The 21,564-nt window shown below is 74.3% G+C and carries 18 protein-coding genes; 10 read left to right on the top strand and 8 right to left on the bottom strand.

Annotated features, from left to right (window positions below):
- The first annotated feature begins 33 nt into the window (after nt 1-33).
- Nucleotides 34-753, top strand: coding sequence for a class I SAM-dependent methyltransferase (locus ACH54P_RS47685; RefSeq protein WP_489909925.1), 720 nt, complete (start codon nt 34-36; stop codon nt 751-753).
- A gap of 50 nt (nt 754-803) precedes the next feature.
- Here ACH54P_RS47685 and ACH54P_RS47680 read toward each other — a convergent pair whose 3' ends face one another.
- Nucleotides 804-1,460, bottom strand: a complete 657-nt coding sequence (locus ACH54P_RS47680) for a LuxR C-terminal-related transcriptional regulator (RefSeq protein ID WP_489909924.1) — start codon at nt 1,458-1,460, stop codon at nt 804-806.
- A gap of 894 nt (nt 1,461-2,354) precedes the next feature.
- Between ACH54P_RS47680 and ACH54P_RS47675 the strand changes: the two genes are divergently transcribed.
- Genes ACH54P_RS47675 through ACH54P_RS47660 form a run of 4 tightly spaced genes read left to right on the top strand, consistent with a single transcriptional unit; the run spans nt 2,355 to nt 6,166 of the window.
- Nucleotides 2,355-3,590 (top strand): MFS transporter, encoded by a 1,236-nt coding sequence (locus tag ACH54P_RS47675; RefSeq protein WP_489909923.1) that lies wholly within the window; start codon nt 2,355-2,357, stop codon nt 3,588-3,590.
- Between the two features lie 8 nt (nt 3,591-3,598).
- Nucleotides 3,599-4,276 (top strand): ArsR/SmtB family transcription factor, encoded by a 678-nt coding sequence (locus ACH54P_RS47670; RefSeq protein ID WP_489909922.1) that lies wholly within the window; start codon nt 3,599-3,601, stop codon nt 4,274-4,276.
- A 24-nt stretch (nt 4,277-4,300) separates the two neighbouring features.
- Nucleotides 4,301-5,500: an FAD-dependent monooxygenase gene (locus tag ACH54P_RS47665; RefSeq protein ID WP_489909921.1), complete on the top strand. Its 1,200-nt coding sequence runs from the start codon at nt 4,301-4,303 to the stop codon at nt 5,498-5,500.
- Between the two features lie 24 nt (nt 5,501-5,524).
- Complete coding sequence (locus ACH54P_RS47660; protein ID WP_489909920.1) at nt 5,525-6,166, top strand: O-methyltransferase; 642 nt, start codon at nt 5,525-5,527, stop codon at nt 6,164-6,166.
- On the opposite strand, the gene ACH54P_RS47655 is transcribed toward ACH54P_RS47660, so the two are convergent.
- Nucleotides 6,150-6,515, bottom strand: a complete 366-nt coding sequence (locus ACH54P_RS47655; protein WP_489909919.1) for an MmcQ/YjbR family DNA-binding protein — start codon at nt 6,513-6,515, stop codon at nt 6,150-6,152. The genes ACH54P_RS47660 and ACH54P_RS47655 overlap by 17 nt on opposite strands.
- A gap of 133 nt (nt 6,516-6,648) precedes the next feature.
- Between ACH54P_RS47655 and ACH54P_RS47650 the strand changes: the two genes are divergently transcribed.
- The gene (locus tag ACH54P_RS47650) at nt 6,649-7,695 is read left to right on the top strand and encodes a methyltransferase (RefSeq protein ID WP_489909918.1); all 1,047 of its coding nucleotides are present in this window, start codon (nt 6,649-6,651) and stop codon (nt 7,693-7,695) included.
- Between the two features lie 67 nt (nt 7,696-7,762).
- Here the strand turns inward: ACH54P_RS47650 and ACH54P_RS47645 are convergent, their stop codons facing one another.
- On the bottom strand, nt 7,763-8,956 hold the full coding sequence (locus ACH54P_RS47645; protein ID WP_489909917.1) for a cytochrome P450: 1,194 nt from the start codon (nt 8,954-8,956) through the stop codon (nt 7,763-7,765).
- 203 nt (nt 8,957-9,159) lie between these two features.
- On the opposite strand from ACH54P_RS47645, the gene ACH54P_RS47640 reads away from it, so the two are divergent.
- Nucleotides 9,160-9,999, top strand: a complete 840-nt coding sequence (locus tag ACH54P_RS47640) for a class I SAM-dependent methyltransferase (RefSeq protein WP_489909916.1) — start codon at nt 9,160-9,162, stop codon at nt 9,997-9,999.
- A 2-nt stretch (nt 10,000-10,001) separates the two neighbouring features.
- Here the strand turns inward: ACH54P_RS47640 and ACH54P_RS47635 are convergent, their stop codons facing one another.
- On the bottom strand, nt 10,002-10,859 hold the full coding sequence (locus ACH54P_RS47635; protein WP_489909915.1) for a class I SAM-dependent methyltransferase: 858 nt from the start codon (nt 10,857-10,859) through the stop codon (nt 10,002-10,004).
- A gap of 188 nt (nt 10,860-11,047) precedes the next feature.
- The gene (locus tag ACH54P_RS47630; RefSeq protein WP_489909914.1) at nt 11,048-11,233 is read right to left on the bottom strand and encodes a tautomerase family protein; all 186 of its coding nucleotides are present in this window, start codon (nt 11,231-11,233) and stop codon (nt 11,048-11,050) included.
- A gap of 239 nt (nt 11,234-11,472) precedes the next feature.
- Between ACH54P_RS47630 and ACH54P_RS47625 the strand changes: the two genes are divergently transcribed.
- Nucleotides 11,473-15,702 (top strand): cation-translocating P-type ATPase, encoded by a 4,230-nt coding sequence (locus tag ACH54P_RS47625; RefSeq protein ID WP_489909913.1) that lies wholly within the window; start codon nt 11,473-11,475, stop codon nt 15,700-15,702.
- Between the two features lie 270 nt (nt 15,703-15,972).
- Complete coding sequence (locus ACH54P_RS47620; RefSeq protein WP_489909912.1) at nt 15,973-16,269, top strand: hypothetical protein; 297 nt, start codon at nt 15,973-15,975, stop codon at nt 16,267-16,269.
- 8 nt (nt 16,270-16,277) lie between these two features.
- On the opposite strand, the gene ACH54P_RS47615 is transcribed toward ACH54P_RS47620, so the two are convergent.
- Together ACH54P_RS47615 and ACH54P_RS47610 are read right to left on the bottom strand one after the other, a co-directional pair.
- The gene (locus tag ACH54P_RS47615) at nt 16,278-16,754 is read right to left on the bottom strand and encodes a DinB family protein (RefSeq protein WP_489909911.1); all 477 of its coding nucleotides are present in this window, start codon (nt 16,752-16,754) and stop codon (nt 16,278-16,280) included.
- Between the two features lie 29 nt (nt 16,755-16,783).
- Nucleotides 16,784-17,398 (bottom strand): SAM-dependent methyltransferase, encoded by a 615-nt coding sequence (locus ACH54P_RS47610; protein WP_489909910.1) that lies wholly within the window; start codon nt 17,396-17,398, stop codon nt 16,784-16,786.
- A 67-nt stretch (nt 17,399-17,465) separates the two neighbouring features.
- Here ACH54P_RS47610 and ACH54P_RS47605 point away from each other — a divergent pair, with 67 nt between their 5' ends.
- The gene (locus ACH54P_RS47605; RefSeq protein WP_489909909.1) at nt 17,466-18,044 is read left to right on the top strand and encodes a helix-turn-helix domain-containing protein; all 579 of its coding nucleotides are present in this window, start codon (nt 17,466-17,468) and stop codon (nt 18,042-18,044) included.
- 13 nt (nt 18,045-18,057) lie between these two features.
- On the opposite strand, the gene ACH54P_RS47600 is transcribed toward ACH54P_RS47605, so the two are convergent.
- Nucleotides 18,058-21,468 carry a TM0106 family RecB-like putative nuclease gene (locus ACH54P_RS47600; RefSeq protein ID WP_489909908.1) on the bottom strand — a complete coding sequence of 1,137 codons (3,411 nt, stop codon included), beginning with the start codon at nt 21,466-21,468 and terminating at the stop codon, nt 18,058-18,060.
- Between the last annotated feature and the right edge of the window lie 96 nt (nt 21,469-21,564).

Raw genomic sequence — 21,564 nt, 5'->3', positions numbered from 1 at the left:
GGAAAGCAACCACGAGTGGAGGGCGTACTGCCGATGACAGCGGACACGACTCACTGGAACGACGTCAAGATCGACTACGACAAGGTGCTCGGCACCGATGCGTCCAACGTGGCGTTGCTCTCCGCGGCCGTGGACCTGCTGCCGCCGGGGGCCCGGGACATCCTCGACGTCGGCTCGGGCACCGGGCGGCTGACCTCCTTGTGCCGCAAGGCATTGCCCGAGGCCCGGATCGTCGGCGTCGACCCGGCGCCCACCATGGTGGAGGAGGCACGGGTCAAGTTCGCCGACAACCCGCTGATCTCGTTCACCGACGGCGTGGCCGAGGACCTCTCGGCCTTCCCCGACGCGAGCTTCGACGTGGCGATCAGCAGTTTCGCCCTGCACCACCTCGAACTCGACACGTACCCGAAGGCCGCGTCGGAGCTGCTGCGCGTGCTGCGGCCGGGCGGGGTGTTCCTCAACGCCGACCAGTTCTGCCGCGTGATGGGCCCGGCCGGCAGCAAGGAACGGGCCACCGACATCCTCGAGCTGCTGACCGAGAAGGCCCGGTACTACCTGCGGGACGCGAGCTTCGAGCGCATGCTGCTGCAGGTGGACCTGCTGCCGCGGTTCATGCGCGAGGACGGCGAAATCCTGACCACGCCGGAGTTCTGGCGCGACCACCTGCTCGAAGCGGGGTTCGCGGAGGCCGGGATCGTCGCCACCGAGCCCGTGGAGCTCTACAACCGGGTGATCGTGGCGCGCAAGGGCTGACCGGGGAGCGGCGGCGCGGCGGGGGTGACCCCGCCGCGCCGCCGTTCGCGTCAGTGCCCCAGGCCGGCCTGCCGGGCCCGCACCGCGGCTTCGGCGCGGTCGACCAGGTGCAGCTTGGCGAAGATGCGGGACAGGTAGTTGCGCACGGTCTTGACGGACAGGCCGAGCTGCTTGGCGATGGCCGCGGTGCCCAGGCCGTCCGCGACCAGTTCGAGCACCTCCAGTTCCCGGTCGGTCAGCTCCGGGAACGGCTTGGCCACCCCGGCCGGCTGTTTCAGGTGGTCGGTGACCCACCCCGACGTGCTGGAGTCGAAGACCAGCCCGCCGGAGCGGACGATCCCGATGGCCAGCACCAGGTCCTGCGACGGCGCGCCGCGGGACAGGTACCCCCGCGCGCCGGCGCGCATGGCGGCGAGGAACGTTTCCCGGTCGTCGGCGACGCTGACGATGAGCACGGCGGTGTCCGGGCAGCGGTCCGAGATCGGGCCGATCACCTCGGCCAGCGGCACGCTCGGCGGGTTGACGTGCAGCAGCACGACGTCCGGGCGCAGCCGGTGGATCGTGGACACGGCTTCGGGGCCGGTGCCGACGTCGCCGACCACCTCCAGCGCGTCGACGCCGTCGAGCAGGATCCGCAGGCTCGACCGGTAGACGGGATGGTCGCCGGCGATCAAGACGGTGACCGGGTCGGCGCGCACAAAGCGCATGGTTGCTTGTTCCAGCACGGTGCCCTTCCCCCAGAACGCCCGAGTACTGCTTATTTTCCAACGAATTATAGTACCCGGTGACTACCGGGAGCACGTCGTTATCCGAAGCCCGGACGGCGAGGCACACACAGTGACGAACTCGTACACAGCGCGCGGCGTTCGCGAAATCCCACCCCACCGGGGGCATCTGACCCACTACAGGAGCGGCGCGCGCTGAGACGATTCCCGCGTCCACACCGACCGGCCGGTTGTCCTTCCCCACCAAGGCACCCGGCTCTCACGAAGAGTTCACGTGGTCCGGCCCTGACGGCAGGGGAAAACTGCCGTCAGATTGCGAAGGCGCGCGCCGATCCCGATCACCGGGAAATCACGGAGAGACACGAAAAATCCGCGCGGGAGAAGAAGATGCCGAACCGGAAAGGGAGCAGCGCGGGCCGTCGCGCTCCGGTTCACGCGCCCAAGTGGCCCAGCCGGTACCCGCAAATGGTGGCGAGCCCTTTTCGGCGGAGTGTGACAAATCGCCGTTGTGGTGTCTCTCGTGGAGACTGGGGCGCGGGTGGACAAGTCGACATGCGCGTGGGTGGGGCGGGGGCTTGCGCGGGGCGGACCGGTGCAGCGGCTCGATCAGGCGCCGGGCGCATGCCCGGCACACTGGCGGGCGCGACTCGCCCGAGGCCCGCAACTCAGCCCTGCGCCCGATCCCACTCGGCGAGCGCTTTCCGGTCTCCGCGGATCCACCCCGGCTCCGGCCCCCGGCCCCACCCGGGCACGTGCCTCCCCGCACCCCGGCTACACCCCCACGCACCGGACCGGATTCGCTACCGGCTGTTGCCGCTCCCCCAGTCGCGTGCTACCAATACTCTAAAGTCCTTTAGATATTGGGAGCAATCGCTCATGGAGTCGCGAACCGGCCCCCCGACCATCGCCGGACCCGAAGCTGCGCCCCGAGCCGCCCGGCGGCGGCTCTGGTGGCTGCTGGCCGCGCTCGTCGTGGTGTCCCTGAACCTTCGCGCGCCGATCTCCGCGGTCTCCGCGCTGCTCACCCCGATCGTCTCGGGGCTGGGTCTTTCGAGCTTCGGCCAGACCGTGCTGACCGTCCTGCCCACCGTCTGCCTCGCCGCCTTCGCGTTCGCCGGGCCCGCGCTGGTGCGGCGGCTGGGCGAGGAACGGCTCGTCGCCGTCTTCCTCGTCGTGCTGCTGGCCGGTGACCTCGTGCGGACCGTCCGGTCGGACGTCGCCCTCTTCGCCGGGACGCTGCTGGTCGTCGCCGCCATCGGGGCGATCAACGGCGCCATTCCCGGCCTCATCAAACGGGAGTTCAGCAGCCGGCTCGCGCCGGTCATGGCGCTCTACACCATCGTCCTCACGCTGGGGGCCGCCGGCGCGTCCGCGCTCGCCCCGCGCCTGGGCGGTGACCAGGGGACCCACTGGCTGGCCGCGCTGGCCTGGATCACCGTCCCGATCGCGGTGCTCGGCTGCGTCACCTGGCTGCCCGGCCTCCGGCGCTCCTCGGCGTCCGGCGGCCGCGCCCGCATCCCCGCCGCGCTGTGGCGGGACGCGCTGGCCTGGCAGGTGACCGCCTTCTTCGGCTTCATGGGTCTGTCGTTCTACTTCGTGCTGGGCTGGCTGCCGACCGTCTGCCACCAGCGCGGGATGACCCTCGCCGAGGGCGGGCTGGTGCTGGCCGTCACCTCGCTGATCCAGGTCGCCGGCTCGCTCGGCGTCCCGGTGCTGCTGCGGCGGCTGCCCGACCAGCGGGCCGCCGCCGTCCTCGTCGGCGTGCTCAACGCCGCCGGGCTGATCGCGCTCATGGTCGCGCCGATCGAGGTCGGTGCCTGGGTCGCCGCGGTGCTGCTCGGCCTGGCGCAGGGCAGCGGGTTCGCGCTCGGCCTGACCCTGATCGGCCTGCGCGCCAAGGACGCCGACACCGCCGTCGGCCTCTCCGGCATGGTGCAGGGCGTCGGCTACCTGATCGCCATCCTCGGCCCGCTGGGCGGGGGCGTGCTGCTCACCTCCGCCGCCGGCCGCGCGGGCGCGCTCGTCCTGCTCCTCGTCGTCACCGCCGGCGAGCTGCTCGCCGGCCTCGGCGCCGGGCGCACCCGGCACGTCCTCGACCCCGTCACCCGTTAGGCCCCGCCATGTCCGAAGTGAACAAGACGAAACTGACCGCCCCGATCTACGCGGAGCTGGCGCGCGTCGGCAAGGTGCTGGCCAACCCGCTGCGGCTCCGGCTGCTCGACCTGCTCGACGGCCGCGAACGGACCGTCGAGCAGCTTTCGCAGGAGTCCGGCATCCCGTTGAAGAACACCTCCGCCCAGCTGCAGCAGCTGCGCTCGGCGCACCTGGTCACCAGCCGGAAGGACGGCACCCGCGCCCTGTACCGGCTGGCCGACGACGACGTGGCCCAGTTCCTCGGCGTGTTCCAGGAGTTCGCCGAACGGCGGCTCGCCGACCTGCGCAGCGCCATTTCCGAACAGCTCGGCGACCTCGGCGCCCTGGTCCCGGTGACCGCGGAGGAGCTGACGAACCGGGTCGGCGGCGGGGCGCTGGTCATCGACGTCCGCCCGAGCGACGACTACGCGGCGGGGCACATCCCGGACGCCATCTCCCTGCCGTCCGAGCACCTGCTGCACCGGCTCGGCGAGCTCCCGGACGACGCGGAGATCATCGCCTACTGCCACGGCCCCTTCTGCGTCACCTCGGCCGAATGCGTGCGGGTGCTGCGCGAGCACGGCCGGCGGGCGCACCACCTGGCGGGCGGCTTCACCCACTGGCACCGCACCGGAAACCCGTTGCACACCACCGACGGCCCCTGAGGCCCGACCAGGAGGAGGTCCCCCATGCGCATCCGAGGAAGCCGCGTCGCCGTCGTCGGCGGCAGCATCGCCGGCTGCGCCGCGGCCGTGGCGCTGACGCGGGCGGGCTGCGCGGTCACCGTGTTCGAACGCAGCCGCGGCGGCCTGCGCGACCGCGGCGCCGGCATCACGCTGCCGGCGTCCCTGCACGGCGAGCTGGCCGAGGCCGGCTACCTGAGCCCGGACATGCCGGTGCTCCGCCGGCCCGAGCTCGTCTGGCTCGCCCGCGACGGGCGGTCGGCGGACGGCCGCGTCGTCGGCCGCCAGCCGTACCCGGCGATCATGGCGAGCTGGGCCCTCGTCTGGCGGGGACTGCGGAACCAGGTGCCGGCCGACGCCTACCGCGAAGGCGCCTCCGTGACCGGGATCCGGGAGCTCGACGACGGCGTCGAGGTGACCGTCGACGGCCGTCCCGCCGGGACGTACGCCGCCGTCGTCGGCGCCGACGGCTACCGGTCGCGGGTGCGGCCGGTCGTCGCCCCCGAAGCGGCCGTGCGGTACGCGGGCTACGGCCTCTGGCGCGGCGACTACCCCGTCGAGCGCGGGCAGGAGCTGCCGCGCTCGCCGTTGCTGGAGGACTTCGTCGCCGTCGGCTTCCGCGGCGGGCACTGCGTGTTCTACCGGATCCCCGACGCCGCCACCGGCGGGTTCCGCCAGAACTGGGCGCTGTACGGCAGCGTGCCGGACCGGCTCTACCCCGGCGAGGCCGTCCCCGTCCCGCGGGGCCGGGTCACCGAGGCCGCCGCCGGCTACCTCGACGAGCTCGTCGCCCGCGAACTGCCGCCGACGTGGGCCGACGCGGTGCGGCTCACCGAACGGGACGAGCTGTCGATCAACCCGATGTACGACACGACCGTTTCCCGCTACACCGGAGGTTCCCTGCTGCTGGCCGGGGACGCCGGCGCGATCGCCCGCCCGCACACGGGAGCCGGTGCGGTGAAGGCGATCCAGGACGCCTGCGCGCTCGAGCGCGCGTGCCGCGACCACGAAACCTGGGGCGACGCGCTGACCGCGTACGACACCGCCCGGCGCGACGCCGGCAACACGCTGACCCGGCTCGGGCAGCACCTCGGCCGGATGCGCGTCGAGGACTCCCCGGACTGGACCACCCTGACGCCGGCCGACTTCGAGGCCTGGCTGCACGCCAACACCCACGGCTGGCAGAGCGCGTACGACCCCGCCTGACCACCCACTCCCGAGGAGGACCCGATGTTCACCCTGCCGCCCATCACCCTGCCCGGTATCGACGACTACGCCGAGGCGCACTCGGCGCCCGACCCGGCCGCGCTGGCCGGCGTCGCCGAGGACGACCTCGGGATGGGCCACCTGATCAGCGGGCAGCTCGTCGGCGGCCTGCTGCGGACGCTCATCCACACCATCCGGCCCCGGCTGGTCCTCGACATCGGCACCTTCATCGGCTATTCGGCGCTGTCCATGGCCGTCGCCCTGCCCGAAGGCGCCCGCGTGATCAGCTGCGAGATCGACCCCGAGCGGGCCGAAGTGGCGCGCCGGCACATCGCCGAAGCGGGTTACGCCGACGTCATCGAGGTGCGGGTGGGTTCGGCGCTCGACGCGATCGCCGAGATCGGCGAACCGCTGGACCTCGTCTTCATCGACGCCGACAAGGGCAACTACCACAACTACTACTCCGCGACGCTGCCCAAGCTCTCGGACCGTGGCCTGATCGTCTGCGACAACACGTTGTGGCGCGGGGAGATCATCGACGAGAACAGCACCGACCCGGACGTCCGCGCCCTGCGGGCGTTCAACGACGCCGTCGCCGCCGACCCGCAGTCCGAGGCCGTGGTGCTGACCGTGCGGGACGGCGTCACGCTCATTCGCCGGGCCTGAGCCCGGCGGCCAGTTTCTTCGGGGCGGCCAGCCGGTACGCTTCGACGACGAGTTCGCGCGCTTCCGCCCAGTCCACCGGAACATCGGTGTAGACCCCGACCCAGTTCCGCCCGCCGTAGGGCGGGGAAAAGAACCGGCCGGGGTCGGCGGCGATCAGCGCTTCCTTTTCCCCCGCCGGGGCCGGCACCCAGAAACTCCGCCGCCCCGGCGGGTGCCGCCGGGAAATCTGCGCCAGCGTCCGCCGCCGGATCCGCCACGACGGTTCGCCGTGGTGGTTGGTCCCTTCGGTCACCTCTGGCAGGCTCAGGCACAGCTCGCGCAGCCGCGCCTCCGCGTCGTCCTCGGTCATCCCCGCAGTTTAGCGGGATACGCGGGAAGACGACGTCCGGGTGAATTCCCCGCGATTTCCGCGCCGCGGTTTCCCGCAATTCGGCGCCGCCGGAAAGTTACGCCGCACCGGCCCGCGCGGTTATGCTCTGGCCATGCGATTCGGCTTAATGGCAAGCAATCCCCTTGAATGGCTGCTCATCAAGTTCAACCTGATCGCGCGGCCGGTCCTCGACACCCAGGTCGGGGGCACCTACGTCCAGGTCATCATGGCGGCGGTGAAGGTCGGCCTGTTCGACGCGCTGGCCGCCGGCCCGGCCACGGCCGAAAAGATCGCGGCCGACTGCGGGACCCATCCGGTCAGCACCGCGAAGATCCTGCCGTCGCTGGTGACCTCGGGCTACCTGCGGGCCCGCGGCGACCAGTACGAGCTGACCTCGCTGTCGCGGAAGTGGCTGGTCACCACGAGCCCGCACGCGGTGAACGACAAGCTGCTGTTGCAGTTCTACGAACTCGGCCTCATGCAGCGCGCCGACGAGTACCTGCGCAGCGGGCGGCCGCTCGACTTCCACACCGGCATGGACGACGACGTCTGGGACTCCTACCAGCGCGGCATGAAAGCGTTGACCCACGGGCAGACCGGCATGGTCGCCAAGGCGATCCCGGTGCCCGAGGGCGCCACCGACCTGCTCGACATCGGCGGCTCGCACGGCGCCTATTCGGTCGCGGTGTGCCGCCGCCACCCGCGGCTGCGGGCCGTCGTGTTCGACCTGCCCGACGCGGTGCGCCACGCGGCGCCGCTGCTGGCGGAGGACGGCATGGGTGACCGCGTCCGCCACCAGGCCGGCAACGCGCTGACCGACGACTTCGGGGAAGAGTGCTACGACGCGGTGATCATCATCGGCGTCGCGCACCACTTCAGCGACGAGCAGAACCGCGAACTGACCGCGAAGGTGGCCAGGGCCCTGCGCCCCGGCGGTACGTACACCGTCGCGGAGTTCCCGGCCGCGAGCGGCCACGGCAAGGCGGAGCAGCTGGCCGCGCTGCGGGACTTCTACTTCGCGCTGGCCAGCGAGTCCGGCACGTGGTCGCCGGAGCAGATCGCGTCGTGGCAGCGCGCCGCGGGCCTCGACCCGGCCAAGCCGGTGCGCCTGGCCGCCAGCGGCGGGCTCAACCTCCAGACGGGCGTCAAACCCCGCTGAACGCCGAGAAGACCCCGTTGAGGGACTCCCAGTCCTTCAACGGGGTCTTCACGAATCGGTGAAACGCCTACACGGTGACCGGGACGGCGACCGGGCCCCGCGTGATCATGAACGGGTGCCAGGCGATCTCCTCCGCCAGCGCCAGCCGCTCGAACCGGCGCACCAGGCGGGGCACGGCGATCCGGATCTCCAGCCGGGCCAGCGCGGCCCCGAGGCAGTGGTGCGGCCCGCCGCCGAAGGCCACGTGCAGCCGCGCGTCCGGCCGGTCCAGGCGCAGTTCGGCGGCGGTCGGCCCGAAGACCGCCTCGTCGCGGTTCGCCGAGGCGAGCCCGGCCAGGACCGTCGCCCCCGGCGGGATCACCTTGCCCCCGGCTTCGTGGGGGGCGAGGGTGATCCGCCGCGAGTACTGCACGGACGTGTCGTACCGCAGCAGCTCGTCCGCCGCGTTCGCGTCCAGGTCCGGGCGGGCGCGCAGCAGCTCGAGCTGCGCGGGGTGGCGCAGCAGCGCCACGATCCCGTTGGCGAGCAGGTTCATCGTGGTGGCGTAGCCGGCCAGGTACAGCAGCACGACCTGGGCGATCAGCTCTTCGTCGCTGAGGACGTCGCCGCCGTCCTCGGCCTGGATCAACGCCGTCAGCAGGTTGTCGGCCGGGGCGCGGCGCTTCGCGTCGATGACGCCGGCGATCCGGTCGACGAGCTCGGTTTCGGCCGTCTCGATCGCCTTGATCAGCTCCGGGGTCGGCTCGGCGACCGGCTCCAGCGAATGCGCCAGGACCGCGGCGCGGTCGCGCAGCCATTCGTAATCCGCTTCCATGCCCAGCATTTCGCAGATCACGAGCAGCGGCAGGGGGTAGGCCAGCTCGGCGAGCACGTCGGCCCGGCCGTGTTCGGCGGCGAGCCGGGCGACGCGGTCCAGCCGCTCGTCGACGAGCTCGGTGATCCGCGGCGCGAGCCCCTGGATGGCGCGTTCGGTGAACACCTTCATGAGCAGCTTGCGCAGCCGCGTGTGGTCCGGCGGATCCTGGTCCATCATGGACAGTGCGTGGATCCGGCTCTTGGTGACGTTGTCGTCCTCCACGGAGTGCTTGGCCCGCAGCAGGGCGACGACGTCGGCGTGCCGGGACACGATCCAGAACCCGGCCGGGTGTTCGTGCACCGGGTCGGTTTCGCGCAGCTTCGCGTAGTGCGGGTACGGGTTGTCGGAAACTCCGGGCGCGAACGGGTCGAACACGTAGCGGGCCGGCTTGTCCAGATCGGTCATGAGAATGCATCCGTCCTGTCGGGACGACTTTCCTCCGGTCGATGCCGTTTATAGAGTGCGTGTTCACGGCCCGGCAAGGCCGCCGCGTCCGAGTGGGGAATCTCCCCATTCGCACGAGCTTGACGACGGGTGCGCGCACCGCGAAAACTCGGCGGCAGGGCCCTTTCCGGCATCCCCCGCCGCCGATCCAGGGAGAGTGCGTCGTGCCTGTCGAGCAAACCGCGGAGCCGGACCAGACCGCCGTGCGCACCGCCCTGTGGCGCGCCCTGCACGTCCAGGTCGACCCGCCGCCGCACGTGATCGAGGACGAGATCGGCCTGCACCTGGCCGCGCCCGGCGAAGACTGGCGGGGGCGCCCGGACATGGCCGGGCCGGGCATGGCGGGGTTCCGGGCCGGTGTGGTCGCCCGCGCCCGGCTCGTCGAGGACCTCGTCGCCGAGCGGTGCGCCGCCGGGGTCGGGCAGTACGTGATCCTCGGCGCGGGGCTGGACACCTTCGCCCAGCGCCGTCCGGAGTTCGCCGGGCGGCTGCGGGTGTTCGAGGTCGACCAGCCGGCCACGCAGGCGTGGAAGCGGCGGCGGCTGGCCGAGCTGGGCCACGGCGTCCCGGAGTGGCTGCGGCTGGTGCCGGTCGACTTCGAGGCCGGCGAATCGTGGTGGGACCGGCTGGCCGAAAGCGGGTTCGACCCGGCGAAGCCGGTCGTGCTGGCCTGCGCGGGCGTCACGATGTACCTCACCCGGGACGCCGTGGTGGACACGCTGGCCCAGGCCGCGCGGGCCGTGCCCGGCTCGACGCTGGCCATGACCTTCATCCTCCCCACCGCCTTCGACGAACCGCAGGAGCCCGGCAAGGCGAAGCCGGGGCCGCGCATCCGGTTCCGCAGCACGTTCAGCGCCGACGAGATGCTGGCGCTCGCCAGGGAAGCCGGCTTCCGCGAGGTCCGGTACGTCTCCACCGAAGAGGTCACCGACCGCTACTTCGCCGGGCGGACCGACGACTTCCGCCCGGCGGCCGGCGAACCGTTCCTCCTCGCCTCGACCTGACGTCAGGTGGTGGCGACGAGCAGTTCCTCCGCATTGGACGGACGGAGACCGTCGGCGCGGCCGGCGAAGTAGCGCGCGGTGAGCTGCGCGGCCGAAACGTGGTCGACCGCGCGGAAACCCGCGTCCCGGGCGAGTTTCACGATCTCGCCGGGGGCGAAGAAGCTCGTGAACGGCGTGCCGGAGGCGCGGGCGGCCTTCTCCACCGCGGCGCGGAGTTCACGCGGGCCGGGCTCGACCAGTTCCAGCGGCAGCTGGAAGGTCATGACGAAGGTCGACCCCGGGGCGAGGGCGGCGGCCTGGCGGAGGATGGCCAGGATGGCGTCGCGGCTGAGGTAGGTGCTGAGCCCGACCGACGCGAGGACCGCCGGCCGTCCGGCGTCGAAACCCGCCGCCCGCAGCTCGTCCCACCAGGATCCGCCCGACTCGAAGTCGAACGGCACGAAGGTCAGCCAGTCCGGGACACCGAAGCCGAGCTCTTCGAGCCGCCGCCGCTTCCACAGCTGCGGCCCCGGCGGGTCGACCTCGAACACCCGCAGCCGCCCGGCGAGCCCGGGCCGGCGCTGGGCGAAGGTGTCCAGCCCCGCGCCGAGGATGACGTACTGGCCGACGCCGAGGCCGGCCTGCTCCTCGACGACGTCTTCGGCGAACCGGGAGCGGGTGATGACGGCGGCGCGCGCGAACGGGTTGTCGTCCGGGTCCATTTCGGGTCGCTGCCGCCAGTCGTCGGCGGGGCCGGCCAGCCGGAGCCCGATCTCGTCGTCGAGCACGGCGGGCGGGTCGTCGTGCCGGACGTGCAGGGCACGCCACAAAGCGGTGCGTTCGGCGGTGCTACTGGGTCCGGCGGCGATCTGTTCGGTCACGGCGGCCACGTCCCCTTTCGTCGGGCGGTTCCGGATTTCGGCGGGAATGCTCGGCCCATTTCGGCCGTGCCGCGAAATTAACACGCGAACCGAGAAGGAAACCAGAACCGGGCGGGGCTTCGATTCCACCTCCGAAAGCGCGACTGCGGACCGGGACGAGGTCCCGGTCCGCAGTGGACGGTGGCGGCTCAGAGGTCGGCGGCCAGTTTCCCGCCCCTCCCCCAGTAATCGGTCTCGACGTCGGTGATGATCACGGTGACCGCCGCTTCCGGGCACTTGGCCACCCGCGCCACCGTGCTCGTCACCTCTTCGACGAGCTGGCGCCGTTCGGCCGCGCCCACACCTTTCCACCAGTTCACCTGCACGAGGGGCATCGCCGGTTCCTCCTGTCCGATTCCGTACCCGCGAACGCCGTTTCCCGCAAAAACTACTGGCGCCCGGACGGCGAGTCCAGAATCCGGTGCGGCGCATTCGTCCCGGCGCCGGGAACCCTTTTCCGCGGCGGCCACGGCCGGTAGGCTGGGGGCTGCCGTTCGCCCGGACGAGGTGCCGGAGTTTGATCTCCGCCCACCGGGGAAGCCAGTCGGGGACTGCTCGGACGGCGGAGGTCGGTGTGCTCGGAAGCTTGCTCACGATGACGAAGGCCGGGTTGACGCTCGCCCTGGTCGGCCCGGTCCTCGTGACCCAGGAGGCGAAGAAGGCCGTTGCGGCCGTCGGCCCGCTCGTCGGCGAACTGGCCGCGGGCGCGGCCGGGACCGCGGGCGCGGCGACCCGCACGTCCAGCCGCACGGCCGTGCGCGCCGCGCGGGTCGTGCGCAACGCCGCGGGCACGCGCACGGCCGTGTGGCGGGCGGGGCGGCGGCTGCACGTGCCGCTGCGGCCGGGCGACGACGCGGCCCGGCCGGACGGGCCCGCGTTCGCCGCCGAGGTGGCCACGCACGCCGGCGTCGACGGCGCGTACTGGGACGGCGGGCTCGGCAGCCTGGTGCTCTACCTGGCCGAGGACGCGGCCGTGGCCGCCGTGCTCGACCGGATCTCCGCCCGTTGCGAGCGGCACGGGCTGACCCCGGCCGAACCGGGCGACTGCGCCCCGGCCCACCCGGGCGACACCTACGGGGTGCGGATGGCGGCGCTCGCACTGGCGATGGACGTCGCCGGCCTCGCCGTGTCGGTCGGCACCCGCGCGGTGCGCACCGGCCGGATCCACGAGGCGGCGCGGGCGGCGGTGTCCGCGGCCCGGGAGCACCCCGCCGTCCGGGCGGCCCTGGACGAGCAGTTCGGCTGGTACACCGCCGAACTCGTGCGGTCGGGGGTCTCCGCCGCGGTGCGGGGGTTCAGCCAGGACCCCCTGGAGCTGGCGCTGGACGCCGTCCTGCGCACCGGGCAGCTCACCGAGGCGATCGCCCGCCTCACCGCCTTCGACGCCGGGCACGACGAGCTCTGCTCGCCGGAGCGGCCCAGCCTCGGCGTGACGCCGTCCCCGCGGCGGGTCCGCGTGCCCATGGAGGACTACGCGAGCAAATCCGTCGGTGGCGGCCTGCTCGGCGCGCTGGCCGATCTGCTGGTGCGCCGCAACGCGCGCGAAGCGGCCCAAGCGTTCCTCGCGGCCTCGCCGATGCCCGCCCGGTACGCCGACACCGCCTTCCACACCGCGATGGGCACCGCCTTCGCCCGCGAAGGGGTGCTCGTCCGCGACCCGGACCGGCTCAAGGCCCTCGACACCGTGGACACCGTGGTCCTGCACGCCGACGCGCTGCACGGCGCCGACGGGCTGGACCCGCACGCCGAGGCCGTGCTGGACGCGGCCCGGCGCGCCGAGGCGCGGGTGGTCATCGCCGGGGAGGACGCCCGCGAGCGGCTGGGCGAGTTCGCCGCGCTCGCCGACGACGTCGTCCCCACCGGCGCGGACGAGACGTTCGCCGGGCTGGTGACGCGGCTGCAGGACGACGGCCGGGTCGTGCTCACCGTCGGGCGGCCGGCCCCGCGGTGCGGTCCGGGCTCCGACGACGTGGCGGGCCTGCTCGCCGGTGATCTGTGCGTCGCGCTCGCCGACCGGAACGCCCCGGTGCTGTGGGGCGCCGACCTCATCGTCCGGCCCGGGCTGCCCGGCGTGTGGCGGGTGCTGCGCGCGGCCGCCGCCGCGCGGGCGAACAGCAGGCGCGCCACCCGGGTGGCCACCGCCGGGGGCCTGCTCGGCGGGCTGCTGCTGATGTCCGGCCGCCGCCCCGGCTCCCGGCGGCCCCTGTTCCCGCCGGTGCCCCGGCTGGACCCGGTCGCCCTCGGCGGGCTGACCGGGCTGGCGATGGGCTGGCTCGCCGCGGTGCGCGTGGCCGCGGCCCGGCCGCCCGCCGGCCGGGTCCGGGTCGACTGGCACGAGCTGACCGCCGACGAGGTCGTCCGGCGGCTCGAAGCCGGCGAAACCGAGCCGACGCCGTGGGACCTGGCCACGCGGCGGGTGCGGGCGGTGGCCGGCACCGTCGCGCGGCACCCGGCCGCGGCGCCGGTCCGGTTCGGGACGGGCCTGGCCGCCGACGTCGTCGCCGAGCTGAACGACCCGCTGACCCCGGTGCTGGCCCTCGGCGCGGTGGCGTCGGCGGTGGTCGGCTCGCCGGTGGACGCGCTCCTGGTGGCCGCGGCGATGGGGCTCAACGCCGCGGTCGGCGGGGCCCAGCAGTTCCGCGGCCGCCGGGCGCTGGCCAAGCTGCGGGACGGGGAGCGGCAGCGGGCCCGCAAGGAGGGCGGCCGGGTCGTCGACGCGCGGGTGCTGAAGCCCGGCGACCGGATCGAGCTGCGCGTCGGCGACGTCGTCCCCGCCGACGCCCGCCTGCTCACCGGCACCGATCTCGAGGTCGACGAATCCGCGCTGACCGGTGAATCCCTCCCGGTCGCCAAGCAGCTCGACCCGGTGCCGGGGGCGCCGATGGCCGAGCGCAGCTGCCTCGTCTTCGCCGGCACGACGGTGGTCAGCGGCGAGGGGACGGCGGTGGTCGTGGCGACCGGCGCCGAGACGGTGGCGGGCCGCGCGGTCGAGCTGGCCACCCGCACGTCCGCCGCGGTGGGCATCCAGGCCCGGCTCCAGGACCTCACCCGCCGCGCCCTGCCGCTGACGATGCTCGGCGGCGCGCTCGTCACGGGCCTCTCGGCGATCCGCGGCCGTCCGCTGCGCCGCGCGCTGGCCGGCGGCGTCGCGATCGCCGTCGCCGCGGTGCCCGAGGGGCTGCCGCTGGTGGCCACGGTGGCGCAGCGGGCGGCGGCGCGGCGGCTGTCCGCCCGCGGCCTGCTCGTGCGCGCCCCCCGCGCGCTGGAAGCGTTGGGCCGCCTGGACGTCGTGTGCTTCGACAAGACCGGCACGCTGACGGAGAACCGGCTGCGCGTCGTGGCGACAACCGGCCCCGACGGCCAGGCGCGCGAGCCGGGGCCCGAGGACGCCGTGCTGCGGGCCGCCGCCCGCGCGTGCCCGGGCACGCTCGACGATCCGCACGTGCGGGCCCACGCCACCGACCACGCCGTGCTGGACGCCGCCGGCCCGGACGACGGCTGGACCGAACTCGCCGGTCAGCCGTTCGAGGCGAACCGGGGCTATTCGGCGACGGTCGGGCGGGACGGCGACGGCGAGCCGGTGCTGCTCGTCAAGGGCGCGCCGGAGATCGTGCTGCCCGCGTGTTCGGGAGCGGCCGAACTGGCGAAGGCCGGAGAAGTGCTGGCGGACAAGGGATTGCGCGTCCTCGCGGTCGCGTCCCGCACGGTCGCGGAGGCGCAGCTGCTCGACGGCGACGACCGGGACGTGCTGACGGAGCTGGAGTTCCTCGGGTTCGTCGGGCTCGCGGACACCCTGCGCGAGACGGCCGAGCCGCTGATCGGCGGCCTGCGCGCGGCCGGGGTCGCGCCGGTGATGCTCACCGGCGACCACCCCAACACCGCGCGGGCCATCGCGACGTCGCTCGGCTGGCCGGAAGACACCGAGGTCGTCACCGGGGACGAGCTCGCCGCGCTCGACCGCGCCGGCCGCGCCCGGCTGCTGGACGGCGCCGGGGTGATCGCCCGGGTCGCGCCGGAGCAGAAGCTGCAGGTCGTCGAGGCGCTGCGCGAGGCCGGGCGGGTGACCGCGATGGTCGGCGACGGCGCGAACGACGCGGCGGCCATCCGCGCCGCGGACGTCGGCATCGGCGTGCGGGCCCGGTCGTCGACCGCCGCCCGCACCGCGGCCGACCTCGCGCTGACCGACGGCGACCTGACCGTGTTGCTCGAGGCGGTCGCGGAAGGCCGCGCGCTGTGGCGCAGCGTGTCCGACGCCGTCGTCATCCTGGTCGGCGGCAACGCGGGCGAGATCGGCTTTTCGGTGCTGGGCACGCTGCTTTCGGGCGACTCCCCGCTCGGCACCCGGCAGCTGCTGCTGGTCAACCTGCTCACCGACCTGTTCCCGGCGATGGCGGTGGCGGTCACCCGCCCGGACGACGACGGCGGCGCCGACGGCCCGGCCGGCCTCGGCGAGCGGCTGTCCCACGACATCACCGCCCGCGGCGTGACGACCGGCGTCGGCGCGACGACGGCGTGGCTGATCGGCCGGTTCACCCCCGGCACCGTGCGCCGCACCAGCACGATGGCGCTGTGCGGGCTGGTGGGCACCCAGCTGGCCCAGACCCTGCGCGGCCGCCGCCGCAGCCCGCTGGTGGTCGGCACGGCCGTGGGGTCCGCGCTCGCGCTGGCGGCGATCGTCCAGACGCCGGGGGTCAGCCGGTTCTTCGGCTGCACCCCGCTGGGTCCGCTGGCCTGGGCCGGAGTGGGCGCGGGGGTGACGGCCGGAGCGCTGACCTCGTCGCTGCCGATCGGGCGCACCGCCTGAGCCGCCTGCGTGCGCGCCCGTGGCGTGAACGGGTGGGCCCGGGGGTTCACGCTCTTCGGCTTCGGAATGGGCCGCGCCGTCGACGCCGGTTCGCGGCCCCGCCCGGCGGCCTACGCGCCGAGGCTGCCGCGGCCCGTCGAAGACCACGCCACCGCGGTCACCACCGCCGCCACCCAGAGAAGCGGTCTCCCGGAGCAGGGCGGCCTACGACGCGATCCAGGTCCAGCGCGACGCCCATCAGGCGGAGGCATCGGCGCCGGACGCCTGGACATGCTCGGCGCGACGGTCGTCGTGCTGCTCGTGGTGGCACTCGGCAGCCTGGTCTGCGTCGCCGCGGCAGGCCTGCCCGCGCGCGTGCCCGTCGTCGACGCCGCCGGGTTCGCCGCCGCGGACGGGGACGACGACAACCCGGCGACCGTCCGTGCCGAGCACGAGGTCCTCGCCCGCCTGCTGACCGAGCTGCGCGCGGTGGACCGGCGCCGGGCCCGGATCCTGTTCGCCGCGCTGCTGCTGGAGGTCGGGGCGCTGGTGGTGATGGTGGCCGCCGTGGTGCCGATGACGGGCTGAAGCCGGGGTCAGCGGCCGGTGCTGCCGTCGATCAGCTCGCGCAGGATGTCCGCGTGCCCGGCGTGGCGGCCGGTCTCCTCGATCATGTGGACCAGCGCCCAGCGCATCGAGGGCGCGGAGCCGCCGGGGCGGGCGACCGGTTCGGTCAGGTCCGCGCAGGCGTCGATGACCGCGTTCGCCCGCTCGACCGCCGCGCGGTAGCCGGCCAGGAGGGTTTCGGCTGTCTCGTCCGGACGCGGGCGGAACGTACCGGGCCAGTCGGCCGTCTTCTCGCCGAGGAACGTGAACCGCTCGACGTGGGTCAGGTGCCGGACCAGGCCGAGCAGCGAGGTGCCCGACGGCACGCCGGGCGTCCGGACCTGCGGCTCCGGCACGCCCTCGGCCTTGGCGGCCACCGCGGCCCGCAGCTGGTCGAGGAATCCGCGCAGCACTTCCTTTTCGCCGGGCCCGGTGCGCGGGGGCGGGGTGTCGCGTCGGCGGGGCATGGGGGGTCCTCCTCGGGGTCCAGCGGGGTTCAGCGGGTGCGGCGGATCAGCAGGAGGTGGTCGACGACGTCGGCGGTCCGCCCGCCGGGCCCGGTGGCCCGGCGCGAAAGGGCGTCCGCGCGTTCGACGGTCCACCCGGCGTCGAGGTCCAGCGTCCCGGCCACCTCCCGCGGGGACGGGAACCGGGCGTCCGGGTCCTGGTTCCAGGACCACGGCGCGACCGACCCGTGGTCGACAACCAGCAGCCGTCCCCCGGGCGCCAGCGCGAACGCGGCCTGCCGCAGCACGCGGGCGCGGTCCAGCGGGAAGGACGTGTGCAGGTAGTGCGCCGAGACGAGGTCGAAGGCCCCGGCGGGGAAGGTGACGGCGAGGTCGTGCCGCTCGGCGGTGACGCGGTCGCCGAGCCCGACGGCCCGGGCGCGCTCGGCCAGGCGGGCGACGGCGACGCCGGAGATGTCGGCCGCGGTCACGCGCCAGCCGCGGCGGGCGAGCCACAGCGTGTCGCCGCCGGCGCCGCAGCCGAGGTCGAGGGCCTCACCGGGCTCCAGCTCGGCGGCGACCTCGGCCAGCCGGACGTTGCCGCGGGGCTCGGCTCGCGTGGTCGTGTAGTGGTCGTCCCAGAATCGGGTGGCGTCGGTGGTCATGGGCTCCACCGTGGCCGAGCGGCCCCCGTTCTGGCACGCGTTCTTGCGGTTTCGGCAAGATGGCCGGGTGAGCGACGACTTGGACGACGTCCTGCACGCGGTCGGGCCCCGGCTCCGGGCGCTGCGCCGGCACCGCGGGCTGACCCTGGCCGAACTGGCCGCCACCACCGGGATTTCGGAGAGCACGCTGTCCCGGCTGGAGAGCGGTCAACGACGGGCCAGCCTGGAACTGCTGCTGCCGCTGGCCCGCGCGCACCACGTCCCGCTGGACGACCTCGTCGGCGCGCCCCGCACCGGCGACCCCCGGATCCACCTGACGCCGATCCGGCGCCACGGCATGACGTTCGTGCCGCTGTCCCGCCGCCCGGGCGGGATGCAGGCGTACAAGATGATCATCCCGGGCACGGGCCGCCCGCTGGAGCCGGACCACCAGACCCACGACGGCCACGAATGGCTCTACGTGCTCCACGGAAGCCTGCGGCTGGTCCTCGGCGAGCTCGACCTGGTGCTGCCGCCGGGCGAGGCCGCGGAGTTCGACACGACGGTCCCGCACTGGCTCGGCAGCGCCGACGGCAAGGCGGTCGAACTGCTCATCCTCTTCGGACGGCAGGGGGAACGCGCCCACCTGCGGGCCCGCACCCGGTGACGGGCTCGGCGCGCTACGCCGACGTGCCGACACCCATCCGGGACCCCGCGGCCCACGGCTCGGCCCCGGTCATCAGGCCGATCATGCCCGCCACGAGCCGCATCTCCTCCACCGTGCGGATGTCCGCCTCGACGAGCCGGGGCGAGCACACCAGGATCGCCAGCGCCTGCGCCCGCGAGAGCGCGACGTTGAGCCGGTTGCGGGACAACAGGAAATCCAGCCCGCGGGGCAGGTCGACCGCCGAGGACGACGTCATCGTCGTGATCACCACCGGGGCCTCCTGGCCCTGGAACCGGTCGACCGTGCCCACCCGGACCCCCGGGAAGCCGGCCTCTTCGAGCGCCCGGGTCACCGTCCGCGCCTGCAGGTTGTACGGCGCCACGACGACGATGTCGCCGTCGCCGAGCGGCCGGGCCGTCCCCTGGTCCGTCCACATGCGACCGTGCAGACCGGCCACGATCTCGGTGACGGCGGCGGCTTCCTCCACCGACCGGGTCGTGTTGCCGTGGTGGTCGACCTCGGCCAGGTACAGCCCCGCGGCGACGCCGGCCAACGCGCGGCCGGCCGCCGAAGGGTGGGCGTGCAGGCGGCCGGCGTAGGACAGGTTCGACACCGGCTCGCACACGGCCGGGTGCATCCGCCGCGTCTCGTCGAGGAAGTAGCCCAGCGACGGCGGCATGATGTCGGCCTCGCCGATCAGGTGCCCCAGCGCCGACGCCTCCGCGCCCGCCGGGTGCGTCCCCTGCACCACCTGGGGCAGCTGCTGCGGGTCACCCAGCAGCAGGACGTTCTTCGCGCACATCGACACCGCGAGCGCGTCGGCGAGCGCGAACTGGCCCGCCTCGTCGATGATCAGCAGGTCGAAGGGTTCCTCGCGGATCGCGGCGTTGGCGAACGTCCACGCCGTCCCGCCGACCAGGTGCCCGGTGTCGTGCTCTTCGCGCCACTTCACCAGCGCCGGGTTGCTCTTCGGCTGCTCCCACGGCGCCTTCGGATCCGGGGTCTTCTTCGCCCGCTTGGCGCACGGCAGGTCCGGCGCGCTCTTCTTCGCCGCGCTCAACACGTTTTCGACGGCCTTGTGGCTGGTGGAGGTGACCGCGACGGTCCGCCCGGCGCGCACGAGCCGGGCGATCAGCTTCCCGGCGAGGTAGGTCTTGCCCGCCCCCGGCGGGCCTTGCACCGCGAGCGCCGAGCCGTCGAGCGCCTCGACCGCGCCGATCACCGTGGCGACCAGGTCCTCCCCCGGTCCGGGCAGCGCCGCCCCGCCACGCAGCCGCGGCGGTGTCCGGCGAAGCAGGTCGACGCCCGGGTGCCGCGGCAGCTCCGGGAGCGCGTCGACAACCAGGCGGGCGAGGTCGGCGACCGCCTCGTCCTTGGGCGAGGGCCGCACCGGGCTGCCGGGCAGCACCGCGACCGGCCGGTCCGCGGTGGTGGCGTCCGGCGGGCAGCTCTCCTCCAGCGTCAGCTCCACGGCCGACGCGGCGACAACCTTGGCGTCCCGGGCGGTGGCGCCGTAGCGCAGCCGCACGTCGTCGCCCGGCGTGAACGGGTGCGGCCGGTCCGGGTCGCACGCGACGAGCAGCGTCCGCTTCGCGTTCCGAACCCGGCCGGCCGGCGGCACCCACTCCCCCGCTTCGAGCGACACCGGAACGGCGCACGCGGTGTCGACCTCGAGGTCGCCGAGCGGGGCGGCCAGCTGGCGGAAGTACTCCCACCACGCGGGGTTCGTCTCCCGGCGGTGGTAGCCGACCGACGCCGCCAGCAGCGCGCGGGCCCGCTCGTCGCCGGTGAAGGCGCCCGGGTCGTCCGGCAGCCCCTCGATCAGGGGGTCGACCAGCGCGGCGAGCTGCGCGGCGCGTTCGGCCCGCCGCTCGGCGGCGACGTCCTCCTCCGCGGCGCGGAGCAGCGCGTCCTCGGCGGATTCCTCCTCCGGCGCCGGCAGGTCGACCCCGGCTTCGGCGCGGACCTGGTGCAGGAACTCGAACAGCCGCAGAGCCGAAACGCAGTCGTACTCGGTGTTTTCCCCGATGCCGCGCAGGACCTCGTCCGCCCGTTCGGGCTCGCCCGACCGCGCGAAGGCCAGGTACTCCTCGTACGCCTCGATGTCCGACATCGCCGTCTTCGTGCTGCCGTCACGGGCCCCGGGCCGGAACAGCGGCTCGAGGTGCCGGATCGAGTACGACCGCTGCGACACGCGCAACGCCTTGCGCACCACCGCGTGCAGGTCCACGACCGCCCCGCTGCGCAGCAGGTGGTCGACGGTCTCCTCGCGGGTCCCGTGCACCGCCGCGAGCCGCTTGATCGCGGTGACCTCGTACGGCGCGTAGTGGTAGACGTGCGAACCGGGGTGCTCTTCGACCCGCGCCGCGGCGAAGTCGACGAACTCCTCGAACGCCCGCTTCTCCTGGGGCCGGCTGTGCGCCCAGAACGGCGTGAACCGCTGGTCGCCGTCCGCGGTCAACGCACCGAAGAGGTACTCCAGGCCTTCGCCGGACAGCGCGTGCGGATCGCCCGCCAGATCGAGGAACACGTCGCCCGGCGCGGGCGCCGGCAGGGCGGCCAGCGCGTCGGGATCGACGACTTCGTAGGCGACTTCGCCGGTGGCGTCCTGCCGGACCTGGAGCGCGGCCTGGGCGCGCAGGGTCGCGAACGCCGTGACGGAGAGGTCGCGCGGCCGGTCGCCCGGCGCGGCCGCGGCCAGCGCGTCGATCGAGCCCAGCCCGGCGGCCACCAGCTTGCGGCGCTGGTCGCCGCGCATCCCGGCGACGAGGGAGAGGTCGCGGTCGGCCTCCCGGGCCGACGCGCAGTGCTGGGCGAAGCCGCACCCGGCGCAGGCCGGGCGTTCGTCGGCCCACAACCGGGACGGCAGGGCCGGGGCCCGGCCGCGCAGCCGGGCCCGCAGGCGGTCCACGAGCGGGCGGAAGTCCTCGACCCGCAACGTCCGGGTGGTGCCGTCGCCGAGCCCGAGGTGCAGGTGCGGACCGGCGGGCCAGCCGGCCCGGCGCACCGCGTCGGCGCACGCGGTCAGCTGCACCACCGCGGCGGGCTTCGCCCGACGGGCCGGCTTCGCGTCGTACACCTCGTAGCGGCCTTCGCCGTCCTGGACCAGGAAGTCCGCGCGCCCGGAGAACTCGCCGTCGCGCAGGACGGCCCGGTGGATCACCGGCACGCCGGCCCGCACCGCCTCCTCCGTCGCCGTCGCGGCGGCGACCGGGTCCCGCTCGTCGATCTCGGCCACGGCGCGCCCTTCGCCGCGGAACCGGGCGAGCATCGCCGCCGCGGCGGCACGGCCGCGCCGGACCTCCGCCGGATCGGGTCCGGAGCCGGGCCGGGGCGCCCCCGGCAGGGCCGCGGCCAGTGCCTGGTTCAGCACACTGCGGTGGTCGCATTCGAGCAGGTCGGCGAGATCGGCTGCGGTGTACATCGCCGCGGAGTCTGACACGCCCGCGTACCCCGGCCGGAGCACCCGGCTCCCGACACGCCGACCGCCGGGACGGGCGGGCCGTTTCTGTCGGACCCC

The organism is Amycolatopsis sp. N2S4-7 (assembly GCF_058119595.1).
The sequence above is the reverse complement of the archived record's forward strand: the minus strand, read 5'-3'. Positions and strand labels throughout refer to the sequence as shown.